Origin of the sequence: Streptomyces canus (genome assembly GCF_041435015.1) — a bacterium.
Lineage (GTDB): Bacteria > Actinomycetota > Actinomycetes > Streptomycetales > Streptomycetaceae > Streptomyces > Streptomyces canus_G.
In genome coordinates this window covers 87,862-112,508 of sequence record NZ_CP107990.1, presented here as the reverse complement: position 1 = coordinate 112,508, position 24,647 = coordinate 87,862, and the positions used below count along the sequence as shown (strand labels likewise).

The 24,647-nt window shown below is 66.1% G+C and carries 17 protein-coding genes and 2 pseudogenes; 8 read left to right on the top strand and 11 right to left on the bottom strand.

The window, feature by feature from the left end; all coding sequences use genetic code 11:
- Positions 1-520: 520 nt before the first annotated feature.
- Positions 521-1,003, bottom strand: coding sequence for a DUF6082 family protein (locus OG841_RS48005; protein ID WP_331724819.1), 483 nt, complete (start codon positions 1,001-1,003; stop codon positions 521-523).
- Between the two features lie 2,262 nt (positions 1,004-3,265).
- On the opposite strand from OG841_RS48005, the gene OG841_RS48000 reads away from it, so the two are divergent.
- Both OG841_RS48000 and OG841_RS47995 read left to right on the top strand, forming a co-directional pair.
- On the top strand, positions 3,266-3,763 hold the full coding sequence (locus tag OG841_RS48000; RefSeq protein WP_331724818.1) for a hypothetical protein: 498 nt from the start codon (positions 3,266-3,268) through the stop codon (positions 3,761-3,763).
- Positions 3,750-4,664 (top strand): helix-turn-helix domain-containing protein, encoded by a 915-nt coding sequence (locus OG841_RS47995; RefSeq protein ID WP_331724817.1) that lies wholly within the window; start codon positions 3,750-3,752, stop codon positions 4,662-4,664. The genes OG841_RS48000 and OG841_RS47995 overlap by 14 nt, the downstream gene beginning before the upstream one ends.
- 61 nt (positions 4,665-4,725) lie before the next feature.
- Here the strand turns inward: OG841_RS47995 and OG841_RS47990 are convergent, their stop codons facing one another.
- Together OG841_RS47990 and tpg are read right to left on the bottom strand one after the other, a co-directional pair.
- On the bottom strand, positions 4,726-4,905 hold the full coding sequence (locus OG841_RS47990; RefSeq protein WP_371571348.1) for a hypothetical protein: 180 nt from the start codon (positions 4,903-4,905) through the stop codon (positions 4,726-4,728).
- Positions 4,906-5,378: 473 nt separating this feature from the next.
- Positions 5,379-5,936 carry a telomere-protecting terminal protein Tpg gene (tpg, locus tag OG841_RS47985; protein WP_331724814.1) on the bottom strand — a complete coding sequence of 186 codons (558 nt, stop codon included), beginning with the start codon at positions 5,934-5,936 and terminating at the stop codon, positions 5,379-5,381.
- Between the two features lie 313 nt (positions 5,937-6,249).
- Between tpg and OG841_RS47980 the strand changes: the two genes are divergently transcribed.
- Together OG841_RS47980 and OG841_RS47975 are read left to right on the top strand one after the other, a co-directional pair.
- On the top strand, positions 6,250-6,945 hold the full coding sequence (locus tag OG841_RS47980) for a DCL family protein (protein WP_331724813.1): 696 nt from the start codon (positions 6,250-6,252) through the stop codon (positions 6,943-6,945).
- A 150-nt stretch (positions 6,946-7,095) separates the two neighbouring features.
- Positions 7,096-9,537, top strand: coding sequence for a UvrD-helicase domain-containing protein (locus tag OG841_RS47975; protein ID WP_331724812.1), 2,442 nt, complete (start codon positions 7,096-7,098; stop codon positions 9,535-9,537).
- A gap of 126 nt (positions 9,538-9,663) precedes the next feature.
- On the opposite strand, the gene OG841_RS47970 is transcribed toward OG841_RS47975, so the two are convergent.
- Both OG841_RS47970 and OG841_RS47965 read right to left on the bottom strand, forming a co-directional pair.
- Complete coding sequence (locus OG841_RS47970) at positions 9,664-9,975, bottom strand: replication initiation protein, RepL2 (RefSeq protein WP_199578030.1); 312 nt, start codon at positions 9,973-9,975, stop codon at positions 9,664-9,666.
- Entirely contained in the window at positions 9,972-10,424 is a 453-nt protein-coding gene (locus tag OG841_RS47965; protein WP_331724827.1) for a MarR family transcriptional regulator, read from the bottom strand. The genes OG841_RS47970 and OG841_RS47965 overlap by 4 nt, the downstream gene beginning before the upstream one ends.
- 1,027 nt (positions 10,425-11,451) lie before the next feature.
- On the opposite strand from OG841_RS47965, the gene OG841_RS47960 reads away from it, so the two are divergent.
- Positions 11,452-12,279 (top strand): hypothetical protein, encoded by an 828-nt coding sequence (locus tag OG841_RS47960; RefSeq protein WP_371571342.1) that lies wholly within the window; start codon positions 11,452-11,454, stop codon positions 12,277-12,279.
- An 86-nt stretch (positions 12,280-12,365) separates the two neighbouring features.
- Here the strand turns inward: OG841_RS47960 and OG841_RS47955 are convergent, their stop codons facing one another.
- Positions 12,366-12,743, bottom strand: a complete 378-nt coding sequence (locus tag OG841_RS47955) for a hypothetical protein (protein ID WP_331724810.1) — start codon at positions 12,741-12,743, stop codon at positions 12,366-12,368.
- Positions 12,744-12,889: 146 nt separating this feature from the next.
- Between OG841_RS47955 and OG841_RS47950 the strand changes: the two genes are divergently transcribed.
- Positions 12,890-13,522, top strand: coding sequence for a hypothetical protein (locus OG841_RS47950; RefSeq protein ID WP_331724809.1), 633 nt, complete (start codon positions 12,890-12,892; stop codon positions 13,520-13,522).
- 482 nt (positions 13,523-14,004) lie between these two features.
- Here the strand turns inward: OG841_RS47950 and OG841_RS47945 are convergent.
- Positions 14,005-14,753: pseudogene (locus tag OG841_RS47945) on the bottom strand (transposase family protein).
- Positions 14,754-14,905: 152 nt separating this feature from the next.
- On the bottom strand, positions 14,906-15,952 hold the full coding sequence (locus OG841_RS47940; RefSeq protein WP_371571337.1) for a pentapeptide repeat-containing protein: 1,047 nt from the start codon (positions 15,950-15,952) through the stop codon (positions 14,906-14,908).
- Between the two features lie 328 nt (positions 15,953-16,280).
- Here OG841_RS47940 and OG841_RS47935 point away from each other — a divergent pair.
- Positions 16,281-16,972: pseudogene (locus tag OG841_RS47935) on the top strand (transposase family protein).
- 1,236 nt (positions 16,973-18,208) lie between these two features.
- Here the strand turns inward: OG841_RS47935 and OG841_RS47930 are convergent.
- On the bottom strand, positions 18,209-20,647 hold the full coding sequence (locus OG841_RS47930; protein WP_331724806.1) for a tetratricopeptide repeat protein: 2,439 nt from the start codon (positions 20,645-20,647) through the stop codon (positions 18,209-18,211).
- 163 nt (positions 20,648-20,810) lie between these two features.
- Between OG841_RS47930 and OG841_RS47925 the strand changes: the two genes are divergently transcribed.
- Entirely contained in the window at positions 20,811-21,008 is a 198-nt protein-coding gene (locus OG841_RS47925) for a hypothetical protein (protein WP_331724805.1), read from the top strand.
- A gap of 163 nt (positions 21,009-21,171) precedes the next feature.
- Here the strand turns inward: OG841_RS47925 and OG841_RS47920 are convergent, their stop codons facing one another.
- Positions 21,172-22,425: a hypothetical protein gene (locus OG841_RS47920; RefSeq protein ID WP_331724804.1), complete on the bottom strand. Its 1,254-nt coding sequence runs from the start codon at positions 22,423-22,425 to the stop codon at positions 21,172-21,174.
- Positions 22,426-22,730: 305 nt separating this feature from the next.
- A complete protein-coding gene (locus tag OG841_RS47915) occupies positions 22,731-24,593 on the bottom strand; it encodes a hypothetical protein (protein ID WP_331724803.1) in 1,863 nt (620 codons plus the stop codon).
- Between the last annotated feature and the right edge of the window lie 54 nt (positions 24,594-24,647).

Below are 24,647 nucleotides of genomic sequence, written 5' to 3'. Positions count from 1 at the left end.
ATGCAGCGCTGGCGCGCTGCATAGGGAACGGCTCCGCTGACGCTCCGCCAGATTCCCGCGCAAGCGCGGGAATCGAATTCCGCAAGCGGAATTCTGAGTGCGTGTCAATTCGCGCAAGCGCGAATTGGGGGAATCCCGCAAGCGGGATTCCTAAGGCTGGCAGTAAGGGCGCTGCATCGTGTGCGGGACTGCGTAAGGACTGAGATTCCCCACTGTCAGCCTGGCAATAGATGTGACGGACCGTCGACCTGATGGGGTGTCGGCCTCGCTGTAGTGACGGGTTCCGCTGCGCTCCACCCTGAACACCTCCCCCATCGTCTGGCTGTCCCAACATGTTCACCAATGGGCTGCCAGCATACAAGGCAACCGGTCGCTCGTGGGTGATATTGAGTCATGCGCCCACCCTTGGATGAAGTTGGCATGCGGGTGATGCATCATGATTCGTGCCTGTGTAGAGTCTGGGATTAGATGCTTACACCCCCTACCGCTGCGCACCTTGCACCGGATTTTACTCCCCTCACTAGCTCCAACCATTTTCTCCGCGATTACTGCCGGTGATCCACCACTCTTCGGGGTCGTCCGCGAGTTCCTCCAACATGACGTCGAGTTCCTGTCCCACACGTGCTTCGAGGCTGTCTTGGGGCAGGGCCCTGCGTTCCTCAGCTGTACGGTCCCAGTATTCAGCTACTACCGCGTTCCGCGCGAAGATTCGCAGCCGCCCGATCAGCTCATCCCATGTCAATACGCCAGTCCTGACGTCGAGGACCATGTTTTCGTACGTGGCCTGTATGAAGAGGAACTGACGTCGCTTCTCTGGTGAAACGTTATATAGGAGGCTCATGGTTTCCGCGAGCGATGGGTCATCGATGGCCCGGTATAGCTGCTCGAGCCTGCGACGCCCTGCATCAAGCAGCGCTTCCTGGTGCAGCTTTTCGTGCAGCTTCTCGTGCAGCTCCGCACGCTGCAGGTGGTATCGCTCTTCCTCTAGGCGTCGACGTGTCATAAGCAACCTTTCCAACAATGACCGCAGTAAGAGCCACAGCAACGCTTTCCAGCTCAGCCATGATTTCCCACTTCTTCTCTCCCGGCGGTATTCAGGGTGGCTGCGTCGCCATGTGGACCCAGTGGCCTCCCAGCGATGCTCGCTGCCGAGAGCTTGGTTAGGAGCCACTTGTAGAGGTGCTTGGACACTTGCGGGATTCGGGCGCAGGCTAACGCCCATGAGACCTGCGAGAACCCTTCGCGGCAGGCTGTAGCCGCTGGTGTTCGGGGGTTGTCCAGACGACGGGCGTCCGATCGGTGGTGTCACCAAACCCGTGAGGATGCGCCGGGTCAGGGAGTCAGCGCTCATCAGCGGTCCTGTCCGCCCCTCGCTTGGCAGTACTGTCCACGGCATGCTCCGACAGTCCGGTTGTCGCATTGTCCGAGCGTGTCGAATCTGCCGTTGACGTCTGGTTGACAGCAGCAGCGATCTGAGGAATTCCCCCGAGTTGGGCTAGGACAGAAGGCGCGGCAAATCCGAGGGCGACTGCAACATACGCCCCGCTGATCTGACCGGTAACGCCGAAAAGAGCTGCCGCGCAAGCCCCTAGTCCACCACGCAGAATGATGAGCGCGGTGTGGACCTTCCAGTCGACGTAGGTGCTCCAGGCTGGAGTGTTCCTTTTGATGCGACCACTGGCTGTACGCCGTGCCTCCTGCCATTGGCCTACCCAGTAGAGCAGCGACAGCACTTCTACAAGCGCGCCTCCGCATGATCCGAACGTTGCGAACTGCCACCCGGCCACGGTCGGGCTCCTTCGCTCGCCGTCCCTGATCGGAACACCGTCTCCTAGCGCGTACGTGTCGTCAATGGGCTGGTACCGCCTACATCTCCCTTGTGCCGCCCTTGTGTTGCTTCTGAAGATCTGCGCAGTTGCGCCGATGGCTCGGCGGTTCGCCGGCGCATGGAGTCAGCGGCCGTGCCGCGCGCGATGGGGCGTTCTCGTGGCGAGGGCGCACCGCCACGGGACGCGCGCAGGTTAGCCGTGAATGCCTGAGAGGCTCCCGTTGCCCTCATACAGAAGCTGGGCGAGGCCACGTCATGGCAGCACCCTTTCGGCCGCGCTTCACTTCACCCGGGCAGGACTGCGCTGCGACGGGTTCCAAGGAGCGCCGTCGACGCGACGGCGGGCATGCGGGATTCCGCACGGTTGCTTCGCACGGCGTGGCCCCGAGGAGGGGGGCGAGTGCCTTCAGCGCCGGCGGCGCGTGCCGCCATAGGGGACTCTCGAGTGGGAAGTCACAGCGGCATCGGTATGCATATATGCATATTCCGTGGTGTGCAGGCCGGCGCGGCAGAATGGCAAGGCTGCCCTTACCTGCCCCTTTTGCGTTTCTTTGACGGTTCGCTGGCCGCTAGAGCGCGGATACTCATGCATCAGCCGCGACAAGTGATCAGTGGGATCCGTCACACAGGCACACAAGGGCGGACGAACGCGTGATCGAGTTCTTCACATGAGCGGCCCCTCTCTGGAGGGGCCGCTTTTCGTACATCGCTTCGTGTGAAGCGGAGCCTCTGGCCCCCCGTTGCAGCGGGGGGCGCAGCCAAGGGTGCACTCACGCCAATGAGTTGAAGCCTTGGACGGGGCTGGTCGCTGCCAGCCGGTTCCCCCATGGTGACGTGCCTGGGGGAGTGTGTGGAGCCAAAACGCCCGTTTTTGCCCTGCCATTGTACGGTGCTCTGAACTATGTGAACAACCTGTGACCAGGTCTTTTGGATCTGTGACCTGGACTCTTCCCTCTGTACGGAATCGGGCAGGGGATTGTTCACCTGTCGCGCGGGGCGGGTTCTTTAGCGCTCAGATGGCTTATCACTCGGGCGCCAACTTGCCCTCCTGTGGCTCGCGATCGTTCTTGACCGTCTCAGACAGCCGCTGACCGACCGAGGTTTGTTCCTGCATACGTCACATGTTGCCTGTTCAACGAGTGTGTGAGGGGCGTCCGTCCCGACATCGTTGTCCCCCGTTCGGCCCGATTCCGCTCGCCCTCCCTGGCTCGATGTGCTGGGGCAGAATGTGCTCAGGCGCTCATGTGGTCACGGGTTGCAGCCCGGTCCGCAGCACCAACGAGAGCCGCAGTAAGGCCGCGTGACACCCAGTCATGCAGCGCCCCCAGGTCACACGGCGTCAGGGCCGGCGACCCCGAGCAGTCAAGTCACTCACGCCAACATGAAGTTGAGGAGTGCCCGGCCCGTCAGGGCCGGGCACAGATTGGACCTACGCACATGAGCACGAAGAAGCGTGCGGCCGTTGCCGCCGCGCTCTCCAGCACGGCGGGGGGTATCGCCGGTCTGGCGGCCTCTCACTACGGCCTGGACCCGCAGCACTCTGCCCAGTTCGGCGCCGTGGTCAGCGGCGCTGTCGGCAACCTCCTGTACCAGGCCTTCCGCCTGACGCCGGGTGAGAATGACAGGTCTCCCAAGGACACGGACGCCATCGAGACCGACGTAGACGAGTCGGACGGGGTGGTCTCCGACATTGCCAACGCTCCGGGCACCGGCTTGGACACGGCGGACACGGACGCGGTGACGCCCCCGCCCTCCACCGCCTCGCCGGGTTCCGGTGACACGCCGGCCGCCTCGGACACGGCGGCCAGCGACGGCGGAGCCGAGGCGCCCCGGATCAAGCACCCCCGGCACCGGAAGCTCGCCCGTGCCGCCCAACGGCGCATCGAGCGGTGTCGGCACAACGGGCGGAAGGAGAACGGTCATGGCGCGGCCTGAAAAGGAGATCCCGATCGACATCGCCATGTCCCACCGGTCACTGGTCCTGGACATGCGCAGTCTCCGCCAGGACAGCGGGCTGACCATCAGTGAGCTGGCCAAGAAGATCAACTACTCGCCCACCTCCGTCTCTCAGGCCACCAACGGCAAGAAGGTGCCCTCCTGGGACCTCGTCCAGGCCTTCGTCCAGGGCTGCGGATACGAGGGCGACCTGGAGCGCTGGAAGCGCGCCCACCGCGCTGCCCTCCGCGACACCAGGGGGACCACCAGCTCCGAGGACACCGGCGAGACGCCGATCCCCCGCCTCACGCTGGTCACACGCCGTCGCCGACCTGATCCGCCCGCCCCACAACCAGTGCCGGTACAGCCGGAGGGCCTGCTGGCCCTGGTCCAGCAGGCCCGCGCGTTCGAACGCAGGGACAAGCGGGTCACGTCCGTCACCTCCGGCGACCACATGCACACCGCCCTGGCGCTGTGCACGACTCCCGAGGACGTCATCGAGTTGATGAACGAGCTCGTCAACGACAAGAAGCTCTCGCTGAAGGAGTTGGAGGAGCGCAGCCGCAGGCACTACATGATCTCCGACTCCACCTTCACGCAGGTCTTGAGCGGCAACACGCTGCCCACCACGGAGTGGCTGCACATCTTCTTGTCCGCGTGCGGGATGGAGGAGGAGCGCATGGTGATGTGGCACTTCACCGTGACCCGCATCCGCATATCGCAGATGCGCCAGCGTGAGCGGCAGGGCGCCTTGAAGTCCCGGCGCCGTCGGGAGGGCCTGCGCGGTCTGGTCAAAGTGTTCAAGGACAAGTCGAGCCTCATCCTCCTCACCGCGGCCCTGTACATCCCGATCGTCCTCTCGCCCCTGACGCACAAGCAGCTGATGGCGTTCCTCCCCTGATCCCGCCGTGACGAACGGCCCACCCCGATGTGACCGGGGTGGGCCGTTCGTCATACCCGGATCAGCCGAGCCAGACGATGTCCAGGACGGACAGGTGGCGCAGGGCACGGTTGGTGACGTAGATGACAGACAGCTGACCGACGGACGCGATCCGGATGTCCTCGCCCTCTGGGTCGCCGGCGTCCCACTGCGGGAATCCCCAGGGGTTCCCGGCCGCGGATTCCAGTACGTCCCACACCATCCGCCCTGCGTGCTCGGGCAGGACATCGAGCTGCCAGTGTGACGCTAATGCGCGTCCGTAGCGCAGCGGCACGTGTGACGGCCGACGAGCGGGCCGCCATGCTTTCGGCCGCTGGTCGGTCCTGTGGCCTGGGTACTGGAGCCCCGAGCTGCCGCTCCGAGTGTGACGCGTTTCTGCCCCGCTGGCGCAGGAGCGAGTGAGCTGACTGGTCCGTGATGCGGGTGCGAGTGATTAAGCCCGGCCGCGCCCCAAGCCTCGCGCGACGTCAAGGAGGAGCCATGGGCAGGGAGTTCTGGCGGACGATCCGGCTGGCAATCGAGAAGGACAACTGGACTGCGCGCCTTGTCGTGTTGCTCTGCATCACAGGGGCAGCGTGGTTCGGCACCTACACACTCGGTGCTGTGAGGTAGTCAGGGCCAGCGGCTGCTTGGACGGGCCGAGCGCCAGCGTAGCCGAATTGAAGCGTTCTCGGATTAGTAGTCGAGGTCGAGATAGCCAATGTCGTTGATTTCGACATCGGAGAGTCCAATGGCGCGATTGCCGCCATCCTGGAAATAGATTTCATTAAATCCTACGGCGATGATCCCACACATCTGCTGGTCGCTGGCTCGGCTGTCTCGGGCGTCGAACAGGCGTTGGGAGTACGCCGGGGGGAGGTGCACGGTGAGTCGCCGGAAGCGGCCATCGTCGGTCGTGCCGACCAGCGCGGTGTACCCGAACCGGGCCCTCGTCTCCACCGTGATCCCGCCCGTGGTGGCGGCCTGCTGCTGCCGGCGCTTGCGCACCTGCGGCTGCCACCGCTGCCGTACCGCGTCGTCGATCTTCGCGGCGACGTCGGCCCGGGCGTGCTTGCGGGCACCGCGCCGGTAGCGGTTGACGGAGTCGGCGGTGACCCCGATCTCCCGCGCGACGGCCTTCGCACTGCCCAACTGCCGCACCAGGTAGCCGATCTGCCCCTTCAGCGTCTTCGGCGGCTGACGGGTGAAACTCTCCCGGTCGGCCCGCTCGATCTCGTCGTCAATCTCCCCCACGGCCTTACTCCCCTTCGTGCAGGACGGCGTCGCCGCCCTTGATGTGGCGGGCCGGGTTAGGCCGGGTCAGTCTGCTTGTGGGAGATCGAGGGCAGCGCTGCTGCGGCTCTCGCCATGCGACGTGATCTGATCCCCCAGGCGACCAGGGGTACATGCGCGGAGACGAGTGCCAGCAATCCAGACAGGTGAGGTAGCCCCAGTGGTAAGGCCAGGGCGGCGCCGACGAACATGCTCCAGACCTTCCGCGCCTGCGTCTCCATCGTCCGGTGGTGGAAGGTTATGCAGGAAGACCGCCACCCGAACGGAGATCCCTGTGCCCAGAGGCTTAACCATCGGCGCGACCCGCTACCCCACCAAGGAAGCCGTAAGGGACGTCTGCCGCAGCATCGTCCAGCGATACGGCATCGGCGGTGACGTCACTGCCCCAGACGACGACGCGTTCCTCCGTGGCCTTCTCGAACGCCACCCCGAATATGAACTGAAGCGGGGTGACGGCATCGCCCACTTCCGCGTCATCTCCCACACCGATCATGGACGCAGAAGCGTTGGAATCGCCCTGGTTCGGCTCGACGGCGAGGTGGCCGACTTCTCGTGGAACGCTTGTCTGACCCCCCTCAGCCACCGCACCCAGGTGCTTACCGCACTGCGGCACGCGATAGCCGATCAGGTGGCGGCCTCACGGAACGCGGTGCTCAACTCTGGGCAGCCTCTCGTCTGCTCCGTCACAGGCGCGTCAATCCCGTCTGCTACGGAGTTGCATATCGACCATGCCGCCCCGACGTTCCTCGACCTGGCCGAGGAGTTCATCGCTGCCAACGGTGGGGTGGACGCTCTGCGGATTCTGCCCGACTCGGGTGCCGGGATTAGCTACATCGAGCTGGAGGACAAGGCGCTTGAGGGGCGCTGGCAGGACCACCATCAGGAGCGTGCCGTGCTGCGTCCGGTGCTGAAGCGGGTCAACCTGTCAGATCTGCGACGGGGGAATGGGAACGGCACTCTCGCTCCGTGAACGGCCGTGTCAGGAGATGGGCAGGCAGGGGTAGCCGATCGGCCATCTATTCGAAGATTCGCATAGGCGTATGGGATGAGGTGACAGGGTGTCAGTGGGCTCCGCCATGCTGATCGTGCGCGGCCGAAACGGGCCGGATTGAGGTAACCCGTGCTGCGGGTGGAAGGGACGTGTGGTGTGGCGTTGAGGGCGACGGCTGAGCAGGAATCGGCCCGGGAGGCTTTTGCAGCGGGCCAGGACTTGGCGTTGGTGGCCGGCGCCGGCACAGGGAAGACGTCAACCCTAGTGATGATGGGGTCGGCCACGCGCAGGCGGGGCCTCTACGTTGCCTTCAACAAGCCGATCGCCGACGAGGCCAAGGGACGGTTCGGAAGGAATGTGGAGTGCCGTACGTCGCACTCGCTGGCGCACCGGGCAGTAGGTCGGCAGTTCCAGGATCGGCTCGATGCCTCGCGCCACATGCCTTTGAAGCGTACGGCGCAGTTGCTGGGGCTGGACCGCGACCTGGCGGTGGGCAAGAGGCGGCTGAGGGCGACGACGCAGGCGCGGCTCGTGATGGAGATGATTCGCCGTTTCTGCTACAGCACGGATGAGCAGGTGGCGGCCCGGCATCTCGGGCCGGTGAACGGGCTGGATGATCAGGGTGCGCAGTATCTCGCGCAAGTGCTGCTCAAGAGGGCGCAGTGGGCGTGGGAGGACATCTGTTCACGCGAAGGGAAGTTGCCGTTCCAGCACGACCATTACCTGAAGATGTGGGCGCTGACGCGGCCGAGACTGCCGGCGGACTTCGTGCTGCTGGACGAGGCGCAGGACACCAATCCGGTCTTGGAGGAGATCTTCCTGGCGCAGGATGCGCAGCGCGTGTGTGTCGGGGATCCGGCGCAGCAGATCTATGAGTGGCGCCATGCCAAGGACATCATGAGCAGTTTCCCTGGTCAGCAGCTGGAGTTGACGCAGTCGTTCAGGTTCGGTCCGGCGATCGCGGAGGTGGCGAATCGGTGGTTGCGGGCTGCGTCGTCGACGATGCAGCTGACCGGGCATGCAGGTGGGGTCTCGGGGCTGGGGCGGGTCGAGGTCCCCGATGCGGTGTTGTGCCGCGGGAACGCAGATGCACTTGCTGAGGTGCTGCGCTTCCTTGAGGAGGGCGTGCCGGTTGCGCTGGCCGGGGGCGGTAAGCCGCTGTTGAAGATCGCTGAGGCGGCGATCGATCTGCAGGCGGGCCGGCGGACCTCGCATCATGAGCTGTTCTTGTTCTCATCCTGGGGCGAGGTGCAAGAGTATGCCGAGCAGGACTCCGCGGCTGCGGAGCTGAAGGCGATCGTGGAGCTGGTCGATTCCTACGGGCCCCAGCAGATCATCGCCGCTGTGCGACGAATGGTCGATGAGGACCAGGCGCGTGTGGTGGTCTCGACTGTCCACAAGGCCAAGGGCCGGGAGTGGAGGCGGGTGCGGATCGGGGCCGGATTCACGCCGCCGGCGGACGAGGCCGGGGCACGTGGAGTGCATGCAGCGGAGGCGCGTCTGATTTACGTGGCGGTGACGCGGGCTCGCGAGGTGCTGGATACCAGCGGGATCCAGTGCGCCGAAGCCCAGATCCGGCAGGCCTCGCGCGCGGCTGTGACGAGTACTCCAGACGGCGTGCCGCTGGCCGCGCTGCCACTGACGGGACAGCTTCAGTACCCTCGCTCGCCGATGTCCGTCTTCTTGAACCGTCATCTGCCGCGCACCGAGCGGGTGGTCGGCTCCTACCTGCAGCGCTGCCGGAGACTTCCGCCTGCGGTGCAGCCCATGGATGAACGGCGCCCCGATTACGCGGCGCTCGGGCACACCATCGACTACCGCCTCCGGCTCAGTCTCGGCCGCGGTCCTGGAGGCGCGGTCGCGGCGGGCGTGCGGCTTCTCGGCAGCCCGCTCGCGATCGAGGGGGCTCCCGCCCCTGAGGTGCGCAGGACCTTGCATACGGCCGGCGCCCAGCTGCTTGCCCGTCTCCAGAACCACCTGGAGGGTGCGCCCCGACTGGGCGAGGAGGAACTGACCCGGCTGTGTCATGTGGCGGGGTTTTATGAGGCCGTCTACCGCAATGGCGTCTTCTCCCGGCGCCGGAACCTTCTCGCCCTCGCCGACGCGCACACGACCCTGGACCATCTGAGCGCGGCGGTGCCGGCGTATGTGCTGGAGGACATTGCCGAGCAGATGGAGCTGGCTGAGCGTCCTTTCGCACCCTTCAGGCAGCTGCCGGACGGGCAGCGGGTGTGCGGGCCGGTGTTCGCCGGCAGTGGCGACCTGGGCGGGGCTGATGCGGACTTCATCGTCGGTGGGCTGCTGATCGACTGCAAGGCCACCACGCGCCCGCACACGCTCAACCGCTCTGCGGTACAGCAGCTTGCCGGATACCTGCTGCTCGACTACGACAACGCGTACGGCATCGATCGTGTGGGTCTCTATCTTTCCCGTCAGGGCGCTCTGATCACGTGGGACGTGCCGGAATTCCTCGATGCTCTGGGCGCTCGGGTTCCACTGCCCCAGCTGTGCACGCTGCTGCGAGACCACCTTCGGCAGACACAGCGCTCGACGCCGTCGGAGAAGGGCTGAGCAGGGGCCTGGCTGATTTCGTGGTGTCTGAGGACCGGAAGCTCATGTACGTGAGGTCAATGAGCACCGCTCCTGGGAGCGGTGCTCATTGACCTCACGTACATGAGTTCTGGTTCTTGGAGCTGTTCAGGTTGCGCGGCGCAGAGGGACGACGACGTCCTCGCCGGTGCTCTTCTCGCTGAGTCGGTAGTAGCTGATGTGTGCGAGCCGCTCGGATTCCTCGAGCCATCCGGCTTCCACGACCTGGCGTCGGGTGCGGGAGAAGACGGTCGGCGACATCCCGACGAGCTTGGCGAGGTTGGCGCCGGTTTCGACGACGGCGCCGGCGCGGTCGGTGGGGTGCATCGCGTAGAGCATGACGACCAGGCGCTGGTTGGCGGTCATACCTGCGGTGCGGTGGAGGACGTCCAGGAGCTTTCGCTTGTCGTCGTTGTTCACTGGGCCTCCCACCACGAAGGGGACGTGTTGTCGAAGCCGGGGATGTCCGGCGGGTTGCACGACTTGATCGCTTCCCGTTGCTCGATCCCGGTCCCGTGGAAGGCAATGTACGGGCTGATTCGGTAGAGCCTGTAGTTGCCGATCCGGCCGCGCTCGATCAGGATGCGCCGCTTGAGCAGCTTCCGGTTGATCTTGCCGACGGCATCGCCGGTCATCCCGACCTTCTTGGCGATATCTGCGCCGGTCGCCCTCAACGGCGCCATGCCCTGGGGAGAGACCCCGATCCACCACAGCACCAGGTACTTCTGGCTCGGGGTGAACTCCTTGCTCTCCGTGATTGCTGCGACTCTCGCCTTGTCGACCTGGATGTGCTCGCCGGAGAAGGCATAGGGCGCATAAGGGATGGCCTCGCCCGTGTCCGCATCAACGAGTCGGCGTACTGCTCCCAACGGGCCCTCCATGACTGGGCATTGCCTCGACGTGCATGAGCCGCGGCCCTCAGGCCGACCAGATGAACTTAACGTACATGAGCACGGAGTTCATGAACTCTGCTTCCAGGGCGTGTCGCTCAACCTGATGCCGATCCATCGCTATGCCCTCCCGCCTGACTTGAGGCGCGCCTCCTGATGAACCTGACGTCAATCTGGTCAGATCCTGTAACCGTGGTCACGGTCCTCATGACATGGGCACTAGGGCTCCCAGAGCTGCCTGCCCCGCTCCCAGAAACCGGGTGCACGTTGCTGGGAGCTGGGTGCCAGATCGTCGAGTCTGGATGGAGAGGGGCGTTTCTGCAGGTCAGGATGCTTTCTACGTCGGCGTCCTCTCTAGCAGTAGGACAGGCTGTCACCAGCGGCCTTTCCCCGCACACACCGTGCCCTGCGAAGCAGTCGCGCACAGCATCCCTCAGCGCCTCCCTGCGGGGCGTTCACATCGGTACCCCCTCCGACAGTTCGGCAAAATGCCCTCCGGCTCTCCCCCTCCCGAGCCCACGAAAGCACGCCACGACGCAACCGCAGCCGACGAAGTACCCGCCACGTGTGCCTCCCTCAGCCCCCCACCGACCCCCGCCACGCTGGCCCGTAACACCCCCTGCACGCCGCAGCCGCCGGATCAGCTGCGGGCCCCTTCGGTGCACCGGAGGCCCCCAGGGGCCGAGGATGCAGCGGTCCGTAGGCGCCGAGAGCCGGACCTAGTCTGCTGCGCCGCGCCGTTCACCAGCTACGTAGCCGTTCAGCCACCGTGTATTGAACCGCTCCCGGGAGCGGTGCTCATTGACCTCACGTACATGAGCTTCCGGAGATCACCGCACCGCTGAAGGAAATCTGCAGGTCAGTAGCGCACAGCTCCTGCTCCGACTGCTGCGCACATCGTTCCCCGGTGAGACGTGGAACTTTAACCCCCCGCAGCACACTCTTACCTGGCAATCCCATCGGACGCGTCGAGTGCACGGCAGTCGTAGCGCAGGAGGAGCCACAGGTGAGTACTGGAACACCGCCGCCGCCATGGTCGCCTGGTCGGAAGCACTGGAAGGTTACGACGGCAATCGCCATCGGTGCAGTGTGCGTGGGCGCTGGCAGTACCGGTGCTGCGGTCTACACCGCGATGAAGGACCAGAAGCCGCCAACAGTGCGAGCCATCATCGAGCCGCCTGCGGTATCTAACGTTCCTTCTGTTCCGTCTCCGCCGACAGCACAAGACACGATGTGCAGCCAGAAGCAAGGGGATAAAGTCGCGGGGTGGGGTCCAGATCGCCCCCTCTTCAAGGGAAATGATAGCGACTGGCCAGCCCTTAATTCCATTCAAGAGAACCCGCAGTTGGGTGACGAGCGGGCCTTCTATGGTATACGCGAATCGGGAAGCAAGGACCTGTGGAAGCACAGCATTACTGTCGAGCGCGGAAAGACCTACACCATCCGAGTGTACGTCGACAACAATGCGAAGCAGCTCAACCTTGCTGCCCGCGGTGTACGCCTCATGGTGAATCTTCCGACATGTACAGGACTTTCCATCGGATCGCAAGCCCTCCTGAAAGGCGAGAATAACTTCCCCCGCGAGATTTGGAGCGGCATTAATTTGACCGCCCCCGACCGCTTCAACCTCAATTTCATTGAAGGCAGTGCCCGCGTGTACGGAAACTCGTATGGAGAAGAAGGCAGATTCATCGATGAAACCTTTTTCACTTCGCGAGGGGTGTTGCTGGGGAGTGATGATCTCGATGGCGAATTGAAGCCCGGATACGGCAACGCCCTGTATTTCACCTACCAAGTCCGCCCACAGTTCGCCGACAAGACGCAGACGTCTTGAGCTCCGCAGGCCCATGCAAATACTGCGCTGCAGTCTCGACACCACCAGGGCCGCAAGCGGTACCGCCACCACGACGACAGCGCCGCCTACCGACTAGCGGAACCATGCCAGCGCGAGCAGCCGAGGAGCCTGGCATGCAGGATTTCCGTCGTGGTCGGAGCCCACGGGCCGGGTGCGGGCACGCGGAGCCTCCAGCGGGCTGCGCGCAGCTGTGCGGTGACGTCGGTGACCAGGTCGCGGTGCGGGAGTTCCAGCAGCCGGGTGAAGGTGAAGGCGCCGGGGTCTTCGAGGGCGGCCTTCTCGAGCGGGGCGAAAGCGAAGCCGATCGGCGTACGGGCGGAGACCTGGTCCCAGGCCGCGGTGACGAGCATGCGGGCCAGGTCGTCCTCTTCGTCCTGGCCGTGGTCGACCGGGAGGTCCTGGTTGTCGAGGTCCAGGCGGCGCACCGTCTCAGTGATCGACACCAGACTTAAAATGGAATGACTATTAAGGCGTCATAGCGGCGGCCGATGATCAGAGGTAGGGCGAGCGTGACCTCGCGCATTTTCTTGATCATCGGACGTGTTGTAGACCTATAGGCATGGGGTCAACGGTGTGGGACCATGACCGGATGGAGCTGCATCAGTGGATCTTTGCCATCTTAGCAACGCTGCTTACCCTGTTGGCAGGATTCATTTTAAATTTGGCGCAGCGCCCCTATCACTGGGGCGATCACGCAAAGTACTTCGGCGGTGCTGCCGCTGCCGCAGCACTGGGTGCGGTGTTGGGACTGCTTGCTTCTAATCAATGGGCGAGGGATTCCAAACCAAGCAGCGATGATCGCGATAGGCGCACCGCTGCCCAAGTGGCGACCTGCACGAGGACCGAGAAGGTGATCTCCGGCATGGTAGTAGCCCTCCAAGGGGTAAAGGATCAAGTGGCTACACGTGGTGACGGAGATAATCCGGAACCCGTGGACGTCCTAACTGGCTATCGCGGATCAGTTGCGCATGAGAAGCGTGTCGCCGAGGAGTTGGGCGATTCCATGGCCAGCTACACGGCGGCTGGGTTGACGTTCCCCTCGAAGGATGACCCCGCGCACATGATCAGCGATTTGGGTGGCATGCTGACTAGGCTTCCGTCTGAAATAGCTTCCAAGAAGAACTATAGAAGCGACTGGGAAGGTTTGTGGGATCGACAAGCACACTTCACCGAACTGGCGAAGGCACTCTCTGCTAAATGCTCGACGCTGAGTGCTACATAGGGCGCACGGATACCAGCGGTGTCACGGTCTCGCAGGACATCGCATCTACCTGAGAAGACGGGCGTAAGGCTCACAATCTCCGCGTCGTGTGGGAGGTTCAGAAGCGGCTTGCGTGGGGCGGGGAGCAGCGGGCGCGGCCCGCCGGGCAGCAAGCCGCGGCGCCGGAGGACCTTGTCCCGGTCGCGGCACGCGAAGTCGTCGACCCCGAGGACGCGCACGCTGGACTGCGGCAACTCCGGTAAGCCGCGGAGAAGGTCAAGGAGCTTGTCCTTGGCGACGCGGATGCCCAGCGCGGGCGCGAGCCGCGCACCTGGCCGACCGGCCAGACACGCGGCGATCGAGGTGAGCAGTGTGCGCAGCAGCGGCGTGTACCGGGCATGAGGGCTGGTCAGCCCTTCGACCTGCTCGGCGAACGTCACCGCTGGACACTGCGGATTGAGGCACTTGAACCGGCGCACCACGAGTTCGATCACTGAGCTTCTTCAGCGTTGCCGCTCCAGGGTGAGGATGGCCTTGGCGATTGACGTCATTCGATTCGGGCTGCACCGGGACCTGCGGAAGATGCGCCAGGACTTCAGGCGGGCGACGCCGCGCTCGACCGGCGCTCGTGCAGAGGCCAGTGCCCGGTTGAGGGTCGTCTCGGTGAGGGTGAGTTTCTGCAGGGGCTTGCGTTTGATGCCGGTGGTCAGCCACGGGCCGCCGCCCTGGTAGGCGAGATCGGCCAGGACGGGAACGCCCTGGCGCCCGCAGATACGGATGATCCGGTGGGTGCGGGCCGCGGTTAGGTCGTGAGTCCGGCCCGGCAGAGCGGGTGAGAGCCATAGCAGCCGGCCGTCGGGGTCGGTGACGACCTGCACGTTCACGCCGTGGCGCCGGTGTTTGTGGGAATAGTCGGCCCGTCCGTCGCCGACCCGGTCGCACTCGGCGAGGGTGCCGTCCAGCAGGACGAAGTCGGGGTCGGTTTCGCGCAGGACCTTCAACAGACCCGGTGCCCGACCGGCGAGCAGGTCGATGACCTGGCTGGTGTAGGCGTGGGCGGTGGACTCGCTGATCCCGAACCCGGCGGCGATCTTTGCCAGGGTGGAGTGTTCGCGCAGGTACACCAGTGCCACCATCGCACGCTGGGAGGGCGGAGCTTGCAGCGCCGCTCGCCCTCACGAGTGACGACCAGCATGGTCACCCACTCCACGAGCGCATGCGGCAGGTCGAGTGCGGCAGGATGGATGACCAACGAGGCCCCCGAGCAACGTGATTGAGACGTCAGACATCTCGATCGCTTTCACCATCGCTCGTGCGCTGCGGTCGCGCGTGTCTAGGATGTCCGATCTTCCGGGGAGTGCCGTCGTACGCGGCCCTGAGCAGCCCCACCGGTTAGCTTGCTGATCAAGAGACCGCCGATGCCCCAGTCGAGACATAGAAGCGTGGCGGCAACTTCGTGTCTTCATCGGTACGGGCCGAAGTGATCTGCGCGGGAACCAGAGATTTTGCGGTCGACAAGTCGCTGGCCCTCAGGTCGGCCTTTGTCAGCGTCGCCTCGCGCAGGCTGACCTCTGTGAGTTTCGCCCCGCTAAGCCTCGCCTCTGTGAGCGACGCCGAGCCTAGGTTGGCACTAGTGAGGGTCGCCCCGGTCAGGTCGGCCTCTGTGAGTGTCGCGCTGAACAGGTTGGCACCTGTGAGCGTCGCGGCGGTCAGGTCGGCATTTGTGAGCGTCGCCCTGAACATGGTTGCCCCTGTGAGTTTTGCCCCGACAAGGTAGGCCCTGCTGAATTGAGCCTCGACAAGCTGGGCCCCTGTCAGCGACGCTGAGTGCAGGTTGGCCCTGGTGAGCGTCGCCTTGCTGAGGTCGGCATCTGTGAGCGTCGCCCCCATCAGGTCGGCATCCGTGAGATCAGCACCATGGAGTCGTGCGCCGGCAAGGTGAAGGCCTCGAAGATCGAGCCGTTCACGGGGGTCGATATGGGTGCGGGATTCAGTGCGGGTGAGGGCCGTAAGGGCTGCTTGTACATCGGCCTCCGGTTCAGTCGGCAGCGGGTTGCTGCTGGCCTCAGCTGCGGCGGGCTGGGTTTCGGCTTTGGGGGCTCGATGGCGAACGAAGTGGCCAAGGACTCGAGCGGCGTCCGTGGCGGCTTGTTCGGGTGTGTCCTGAACGATCTGTTCGAGAGCGAGGACGCCGCCAATGCGTACGTAGATTTCGGGTGAGCCGAGCCGTTCGAGAGCCTTGGTGAAGCGGTCAGTGATCTGTCCCCGCCGGGTCAGGCGGTAGGTGCGGGCGGTGTAGAGCAGAGCAACGCCAGCGCCCAGGGCAGCGGTGAACGCGACCACCGCGGTCCGGATGCCCGTTACCAGAGCCGCTGATCCCTTTCTCAACTCGCCCTCGTCGAGGTGACCTGCATCGATGACATAGGGGCCGCGCCAGATTACGTAGGGCAAGCCGACCAGCAGAAGTGCCGCGCCCGCTGTGATCAGCGCGATGGTGCCCCAGCGTCGGGCGCGGGCCTTTCGTTGGGCTCGTCTACGGCGTCGCAGTGACGCGGTCATCTCGTCCCGAAAACGCTTGGAGACGCGCAACGCTTCCCTGTCAAACGCGAGGATCCGTCGGTACTTCCGCACATGTTGTTGGGCCGGCCGCAGACGTTGGGGTGTTCTCACAACACGTACATGCCGGTCTGGGCCAGTTCGGTTGCAGCAAGTCTCGTGCCGCGCCGGCGCAGAAGCATCTCCAACGGGGTGCCCACTGCGCGAACTGGGATGGGTGACCATGCTGGTCGTCACTCGTGAGGGCGAGCGGCGCTGCAAGCTCCGCCCTCCCAGCGTGCGATGGTGGCACTGGTGTACCTGCGCGAACACTCCACCCTGGCAAAGATCGCCGCCGGGTTCGGGATCAGCGAGTCCACCGCCCACGCCTACACCAGCCAGGTCATCGACCTGCTCGCCGGTCGGGCACCGGGTCTGTTGAAGGTCCTGCGCGAAACCGACCCCGACTTCGTCCTGCTGGACGGCACCCTCGCCGAGTGCGACCGGGTCGGCGACGGACGGGCCGACTATTCCCACAAACACCGGCGCCACGGCGTGAACGTGCAGGTCGTCACCGACCCCGACGGCCGGCTGCTATGGCTCTCACCCGCTCTGCCGGGCCGGACTCACGACCTAACCGCGGCCCGCACCCACCGGATCATCCGTATCTGCGGGCGCCAGGGCGTTCCCGTCCTGGCCGATCTCGCCTACCAGGGCGGCGGCCCGTGGCTGACCACCGGCATCAAACGCAAGCCCCTGCAGAAACTCACCCTCACCGAGACGACCCTCAACCGGGCACTGGCCTCTGCACGAGCGCCGGTCGAGCGCGGCGTCGCCCGCCTGAAGTCCTGGCGCATCTTCCGCAGGTCCCGGTGCAGCCCGAATCGAATGACGTCAATCGCCAAGGCCATCCTCACCCTGGAGCGGCAACGCTGAAGAAGCTCACTGTCGGCGCTCCGCCGATGGGCGCGTCAACGAGCCGGCGCGCGTACCGGCCGTGCACACGCCACGACACCACCCCGCATCTTGGGCGCCTCGCCGTCGGCACTGCAGAGTGAGCGCAGAACGTGACCGTACCGGCCGCACTCTCGATCGACTCGACCACCACATCAGCTAAATGCGGCAGCAACCGTCCCAAACCCCCTGAACCGCACACTCGGTATATGCCCAGCTCAGACGAGTGGCATCACAAGATCCCCGACAGAGCCCGTAATTCCCCAGTCGGCGTCAACTTCCCCGCCCGCGTGTTCGAGAGGTCGACTCAGCTCTTCGGGGCCCGTTCTACCGGAGGGGGCATGCGGCTGTAGTGAGGACCCCTTGCGCTGTAGTGAGCCAGGTGCAGGGTCTCACCGTCGACCTGGAGCTCCGCGGGCGGAGGGTTGGGCACGAAGAGCCCTACCTGAAGGCGTCCGTCGATGCGAACCAGCTCACGGGGTTGATTCCAGCTGTCTGCCCAACTCTGAGCCCGCTCGCGAGACCACGGGTCTTGGAGGGTTCGCGGCGCAGCGGGATCGTGGTCGAAGCCGTTGAGGGCACGGACAAGGCCCTCGCTGTAAACGCCCTTTACCCGGAAGTTCTCCAGGTCGTCCACACGCACGACCATGTTGACGTACCGGCGAGCGTTACCTCGGTGCCGACCCACGGCCCGCACGCGCCAATGGCCCGGGTCCCATCGGACTGGCGGGATCCACAACAACGCCCCTGGCGCAAAGTGCCGCGTGCCGCGCTGGACGTCGAGGCCGCCCTCGCCGCGGGCGGTTTCCCACGCGACATTGCCCACCAAGCACCAGCCCAGCAGCCCCTCCGGCACCCCGTCTTCGGTAGGTCCAATGTCTGCCACATCAGGATCCTGAGGCATGGAGTGGGTACAAGCAAAACTCTTATCAGGTGAGCCGACCGGAGCAGATCTCACGCAGCTCACTCGCCGCAGGAGGCGTCAGCCTCGGTCGAACGTGCGGGCGGGGAAGTTGGCGCGGCTGGTGGGGAATTACGTGACGTTCCACAACTAGCGTCGTCCGGCCTATGGCCATTCAGCGTCCAGCCCGGGTACGGGGTTTCACACCCGATCGAGGAAAGCCGTTCCTTGTGTTGTTTCCCCGGCGTCGGCATCACTGATTGGTGCATACGGTGCCCGGCCAGAGCGCCTCATGAACGATCAGAGCGTGATGCCTTTCACTCCTCCCGGGCCTCCCCCCGCCAGCGGGCAAGGTTGTTGCGGGCGGCCAGGGTGTCGGGGTGGTCCTCGCCCAGCACCCGGGTCAAATCGGCCAGCAGGTCGGCGAAGGCCTCCATGGCGCCGGCCGCATCCCCTGCTTTCCCTCGCCAGCTGGCGAGGTTGGCGCGGGTGATGAGGGTGTCGGGGTGGTCTTCGCCGAGCACCCGGGTCCGGTCAGCCAGCAGGTCGGCGAAGGCCGCTGCAGCACCGGCCGCATCCCCCGCCTCGCCACGCCAGCGAGCGAGATTGTGGCGCGTGGCGAGAGTCCGGGGGTGGTCTTCGTCGACGAGCACCCGGGTCCAGTCGGCCAGCAGGTCGGCGAAGGCCGCTGCAGCACCGGCCGCATCCCCCGCCTCGCCACGCCAGAGGGCAAGGTTGTTGCGGGCGGCCAGGGTGTCAAGGTGGTCCTCGCCCAGCACTCGCGTCCGGTCAGCGAGCAGGTCGGCGAAGGCGTCCACGGCGCCGACCGCATCCCCCGTCGCTCCCCGGCAATCAGCCAGTTGCGCTCGGATGGTGAAGGTATCGGGGTGGTCGTCGCCGAACACCCGAGCCGCGTCCTCCAGCAGGTCGGCGAAGGCGTCTGCGGCGCCGACCGCATCCCCCGTTGCCCCTTGCCAGTAGGCGAGGTTGGCGCGAGCGACAAGGGTGTCGGTGTGGTTGGCGCCGAGGTACGAGGTGGTCGTGTCCGTGAGGTACTGAAAGAAGTCGCGGGCGGCGGCGTCCTGGCCTATCCGGCCCAGGCTGTTGCCAGCCTGGTACAGCACCCCGTGGGCGTCTGGTCGGTACAGGGCGTCCTGTGCATGTTTGATAAGCACGGTGGTGTTGGCGCGGAGCGCCTGGGCAAGGTGGGCGTCGCACTCGATGTCGGGCCAGGCGGTGAGCAGGGCGTCGGCCGCAGTGCGGGCGGTCTCGTCGTGCTGGTGTGCGGTGAGGGTGTCGCGTACGGCGTGCTGGAGAAGCTGGTGGACGCGCACGGCGGCGGGTGTGTCGTGGGTGATGAGGCTGAGCCGGCGCAGCGCGCTGATCGCTCGCTCGGTATCGGCTACAGAGACCGGATTGGTGTCGGCTGGCGTGGGCGTCGTTTCGGTCGGTGGGTAGTGGCCGGGCAGGGGGGTGCGGTGGTGTGCGAGGTAGGTGCGGACCGGTGTGGTGGTCAGAACGGTGCGAGGAATGCCGTTGGGGTCGAGGCATGCGGCCAGTTGGAGGAGCGGGCGGGCGAGGCCTACCGGGCGGAGGGTGTCGGCATGGTCGATGGACAGCGTCCACGCAGCGGCAACGGTATGGGGCTGCTGGTCTGGTAGGAGGTCGGGGGCGAGTTCGCCGAGCGCGGTGGCACGGTCGGCGAGCGCCTGCCTGTAGGTGGTGACGGTGGTGCCGGTGTCGGCGAGGTAGGCGGCGGCTTGCGACAGGGCTAGCGGCAGAAGGCCCATGTCCGCAGCCAGCGCGGCGAGATCCTCTGCGTGCTCGGTGCGTCCGTAGGCCGCGAGGGCATTGGTGAGGTGGGCGGTGGCCTGCTCGGGGGTGAACAGGCCGACCTCCAGGCAGATGCGGTTGGGTCCGATGAGGGCGGCGTCCTGACGGCGGGTTGTGACCAGGGTGCGGCCGTGAGGGCTGTCCGGCGGCCACAGCCCGCGCAGCTCCTCGGGATGGGTGAGGTCGTCCAGGACCACCAGCCATCGCACGGGTGTGACGGTCGATCGCTTCGGCGTGAGCCACGCCAGAAAAGCGGCGGCGGCCTGTTCCGGGGCTTTCAGCCCGGTGGGGCACAGTTCGCCGGCTGCCTGAGCGAGGCGGTCGACGACTGCAGACCGGGCGGTGGCGGTCACCCACACCACCACGTCCACTGTCCCCTCAACCAGGGCCGCCCGGGCGTAATCGGCCGCCAGTTGGGTTTTCCCGACGCCTCCCATCCCGACCAGCGCGCCCCCCACCACCTCTGCGGACGTTGCCCGCCCGTGCAGTACTGCGGTGCCGCCACCGTCCAGCATCGCCCGTAGCCGGTTCGTCTCACTGCGGGGCTGGAAAGCAAGCGCGGCCCGCGGGATCGGCCCAATCAGCCGCGGCTCGGACCTCGCCTGCCGCGGCCTGTCCTTGGGAGTGCGATGCGCGGACGGGGTAGTCGATACGGGCGCTTGCCCTCCGCCGGCCCCGTCGGCGAGGCCGCGGAGGTCGAGCAGAGGCTGCACGTCGAGTTTCAACGCGGTCGCGAGGGCATTGACGGTGTCCATGCTCGGGAGGGGGCCATCTGCTCGGAAAAACTGCTGCACGGTAGTCCGCGAGATCCGCACGTGTCCCAGGGCTGTACGGTCGGCCAGCGCGGTCTTGGTGAGCCCGGCCGCCACCCGGGCCCGGTCCACCTGCCGGCGCAGCTCGGCCAGCGCATCGAAGGGTGTCACCCCCACCTCACCCCCCGGTCTCCTGTACCGCGCGTCTGCCCCGCGGCGGTGTTCAACTCTGTAGCGCATTGTTCAACAGCGCTCACTGCGGACTTGAGTGAACGGCGATACCGGCACCGTCTGATCTGTCGGCACTCCGGCTGGCCAGACCACGGAGGAACTCGTGAACCCCATCCCCATCGTCCTGCTCACGATCGCGCTTGTGCTCGTGGTCGCCGTACTGGCAGCCGCAGGGGCAGGAAAACTGGCCCGCTTGAACGGTGCCAGCTACCCCACCGCGCTCACCCGCGCCGCCGTTGCCTTCGCCGCCACCCTCACGCTCGCCTCTGCCCTCACCACCGCGCTCGCCGCCTGCCGGTGACCAGCTGGAAAACGCCATCACCGCAGGAGCCAGTGCTCGCGAAGTCACGTTCCCTACACGCCGGACAGCACCGTGCAGCAGGACCAGAAGCAGCACCTCACCAGCCGCGGGTCGCGGGGACGATGCTGCTCCTCATACCTGACAGCCTCACAGGGCGACGCGTCTACCTGCGAAGACGGGGTGTGAGGCTCACAATCTCCGCGTCGTCGGGGAGGTCCCGGTACGGCTTGCGTGGTGCGGGGAGCAGCAGGCGCGGTCCGCCGGGCAGCAGTCCGCGGCGCCGGAGGACTTTGTCCCGGTCGCGGCACCAGGTGGTGCAGAACTTCCGGGGCCGGCGGGTGGACTCGGGCAGGGCCTGGGTGCACACCGGGCAGCAGCCGGGCCCGGCGATCGGCGCCAGGCGCTCAAGGAACTCCCGGACGCGATCGGTCTCTTCCTCCGTGCCGAAGTACCGGGCGTCGGCCTGGCCCCGGCATCCGGCGAGCAGTTCACCGAACACGCTGCGCAGCTCGGTGAGGTCGCGGCGGCAGGTACCCAGCAGGGCGAGGTAGTCGTCGACGGGCCATGAGGCGAGGACCCCGGAGCGGGTCAGGTAGAGGCCGACCGTGTCGATGCGGTACCGGTCGGCGGCATCGAGGAGCAGGTAGCCGGTCAGCTGCCAGGCGGTGCGCTGGGACATCTCTGTCAGCGGGCGGCGGGCGCTCTTGAAGTCGAGCAGCAGACCGTCGACAACGAGGTCGGCGTCGGCCGTGATCTGGGCGCCGGCGAACGTCGGCCCGCCGACGCAGTCCTCGGGCCTGGTGCGGGCGCGCAGAGCCGCCAGGGGGCCGTGGGCGGCCTTGTGGAGCTGGTTGGTGACATCGGCCACCAGGTCGCGGTGCGGGAGCTCCAGCAGCTGGGCGAAGGTGAAGGCGCCGGGGTCCTCGAGGGCAGCCTTGGCGAGCGGTGTGAAGGCGAAGCCGATCGGCGTACGGGCGAGGACCTGGTACCAGGCCGCGGCGATGAGCATGCGGGCCAGGTCCTCCTCTTCGTCCTGGCCGTGGTCGACCGGGAGGTCCCGGTTGTCGAGGGCCAGGCGGTGCACCGTCTCGGTCAGGCGTACCGCGAGCTCGTTTCCGGCGGCGCGCATCCGAAGGCCCGCGCCGCGGCCGCCGATCCCGCCCGACAGCTCGATGCCGATCAGGGAGGCGTCGTCGACGGGCGCGGCCGCGGTGAAGGCCAGGCGCAGCCGCTGGTCGATCGCCGTGCCGACGGTGCCGGCCTCGGTGCCGACGCCGGGCGGCGGATGCAGGACGTGTGCGGCGCGGTGCTGGGCGCGGTAGGAGTCGCGCAACGGCTTCGCGCCGGCGGACAGTTCACGGTCCAGGAACCGGCGCAGCGGGGTGTGGGGGCTGCGTAGCCCATCGACCAGGGACATGACGGATCACCGCCGTTTCAACGGATCACCGCCGTTTCATCGGGCGCCACCAGGGCGCGAGTGTCACGGTTCGGACGGTAGGCATCGGGACTGACACGGCGTCACCCGCAGGAAGTAGCGGGAGGGCGCCCTCGGGCGCGGGGTTCACCCGCAAGAGGGGCGCCGCGCCATCTTTGAAGGGCGGGGGCCTTTGATGCGTTGATCACTTAGACGACGGGCAGCCGTCCCAGGAAGGCGGATCAGACCTCCTTGGGCAACATGGCGGCCCTGACCTGCAGCGTCAAGGTTGAACACCTAGTTACGGGTCAGTTCCCTTTGCTGCTGGACGGCGCGGGGAGCAGCCCGACCTGGTCGGCGAGCCAGTGGCCGAGGACGTCCGTACCGATGATCCACGGCACGATAAGGCCGGCAAGGACCGCCAGGAGCCCGGCGATAAAGAGGAAGTCCAGCGGGTCGTGCTTGCGGTCCAGCGGGTGAAGGAGTACCACCGCCCCGATGCACAGGGCACCCGCCACGCAGACGGCTACCAGGGTGCCGATCGCATAGAGGACCAGTTGCCATATGGCGATCCCAGGGCTTGCCTGTACGCCGGCTGTCCAGGCGGCCGTGGCCTCGCCCATCAGCAGGGCCGTCACGACCGCGGTGATCCAGGCCGTTTTTCGCCCGCGGCCTGAGACCTTCGTCTGAACCTGCGGCTTCGTCTGAACCTGCGGCTTCTGCGTTTGCTCGTTCTCGGCGGCGACTATGCGCTCGCGGGCCAGGACGAACGCCTCGGCCTCCGCGTAGCTGGCCCCCATGGCACTCACCATCCGTCGCAGGTGGTCCGAGTACATCGGCTCCCCTGAAAGCCAGCGCTCGACCCGGAGTTCCTGCTGGGTCCTGACGACGCTGTCGACGCTGTCGTAGCGGGGGCCGTACACGACCTTGGTCAAGGAGGCCAGAGTGAGCCTCTTAGCGCTCTCCTCCCGGACGAGCAGGTCGCGCAGCGCCGCACCTAACAAGGCCCATGTGGTGGTGCCCGCGAGGAGGCGGAGAAGGTCCTTGTCGGTCGGCTCTTCGGGTTTTCCGGTCGGCGCGTCGTTGTCCGGGGAATGAGATCCGAGAACGTCACTGGTCACGGGGTTGTCCGGGTTCTCCGGTGGTTCTTCGCGGACAACTTCGTGATCCGGCTGGTGGGCTGCGTCGGCGTGGACGTCCCCGTCGTCTGTGGCTGGTGCGCCTGCGGTCGAAGAGTCATGGATGACCTGGCCATACAGAACCGTTCCACCGTCTCCTTCGTCTTCGTGCCCGTTGTCCCCCTCTGTGCTGCTGAGACCGATCCGTTCGTCGAGCTCGGCCAGTTCCTGGTCCTGATCGTCGAGCTGTTCCTGGCCGACCCGCAGCAGATCGGGTATCTGGTCCAGCGGCAGCAAGCCCAGTTCCTCGGCGGCGGACACGACGGGAGCGGGCAGGGCGTCCTCGGTCACGTACGCCTCGTCCTGTTCGGCCTCGCGCAGCACGATGCGCTCCCGGGTCACCTTCTGGGTGGCCGCGGCCTGCAGGTTGCGGGCGTGCTCTTCGGTCCGTCGGGCCTGCGCGAGCTTCTCATCGGCCTGGCGCCGGTACTCCTCCGACAGATCGAGTTCCCTGCGCAGCTCCGAGCGGGCTTCCTCGCGGGCCTGGATCCGGACCGTCTTGAGCTCGGCCTCCAGGAGGTCACACCGCTCCTGCAGGGCGGCCGCGAGCCGCTCGAAGCGGTCGCGGTTGCGCTCGGACTCGGCGAGTCTCTGTATCGCGTCGATCTGCAGCTGCCGTGCGTTGTCGAGGCGTTGGAAAGCCTGGACGAGGTCGATCCGCTCCTCGCTTCGGCCCGCGGGCGGCGAGGGCCGTTGCTCGGCCGGGGCGTTCATGATCTTGACGGCTGCGCGCGCCGCCCTGAGCAACCGCAGGCCTGTTTCTATCTCGTCCGCCTGATCCGGCTTGCTTACGTACGCTTCAACAAGCTTCTGCAGCAGGTCCTCGGAGATGAGGGACTGGCCCGAGCGGAATTCAGACCAGGCGGAACGCTTGTAGTGGAAGCGTTCCTCGAGTTCGTTGGCCGTCTTGTGGCCGATGATCGAGCGCAGCCATATGACGAACGTGTCCGCCGCAGCCGTACGTCCCTTCGGCGGTCCCAGCGGCCGTGCCATGATCTGCCCCCCGATCGCGTTTTCCGGCGCCCATGCGCCGGTTCTCCGTGGTTA

What these genes read in the sequence shown, in the direction of transcription:
- OG841_RS47950 (WP_331724809.1), top strand. Translation starts at nt 12,890, where the DNA reads ATGGAGCTGCATCAGTGGATCTTTGCCATCTTAGCAACGCTGCTTACC.
- OG841_RS48000 (WP_331724818.1), top strand. Translation starts at nt 3,266, where the DNA reads ATGAGCACGAAGAAGCGTGCGGCCGTTGCCGCCGCGCTCTCCAGCACG.
- OG841_RS47990 (WP_371571348.1), bottom strand. Translation starts at nt 4,905, where the DNA reads ATGGTGTGGGACGTACTGGAATCCGCGGCCGGGAACCCCTGGGGATTC.
- OG841_RS47995 (WP_331724817.1), top strand. Translation starts at nt 3,750, where the DNA reads ATGGCGCGGCCTGAAAAGGAGATCCCGATCGACATCGCCATGTCCCAC.
- OG841_RS48005 (WP_331724819.1), bottom strand. Translation starts at nt 1,003, where the DNA reads ATGACACGTCGACGCCTAGAGGAAGAGCGATACCACCTGCAGCGTGCG.
- OG841_RS47915 (WP_331724803.1), bottom strand. Translation starts at nt 24,593, where the DNA reads ATGGCACGGCCGCTGGGACCGCCGAAGGGACGTACGGCTGCGGCGGAC.
- OG841_RS47920 (WP_331724804.1), bottom strand. Translation starts at nt 22,425, where the DNA reads ATGTCCCTGGTCGATGGGCTACGCAGCCCCCACACCCCGCTGCGCCGG.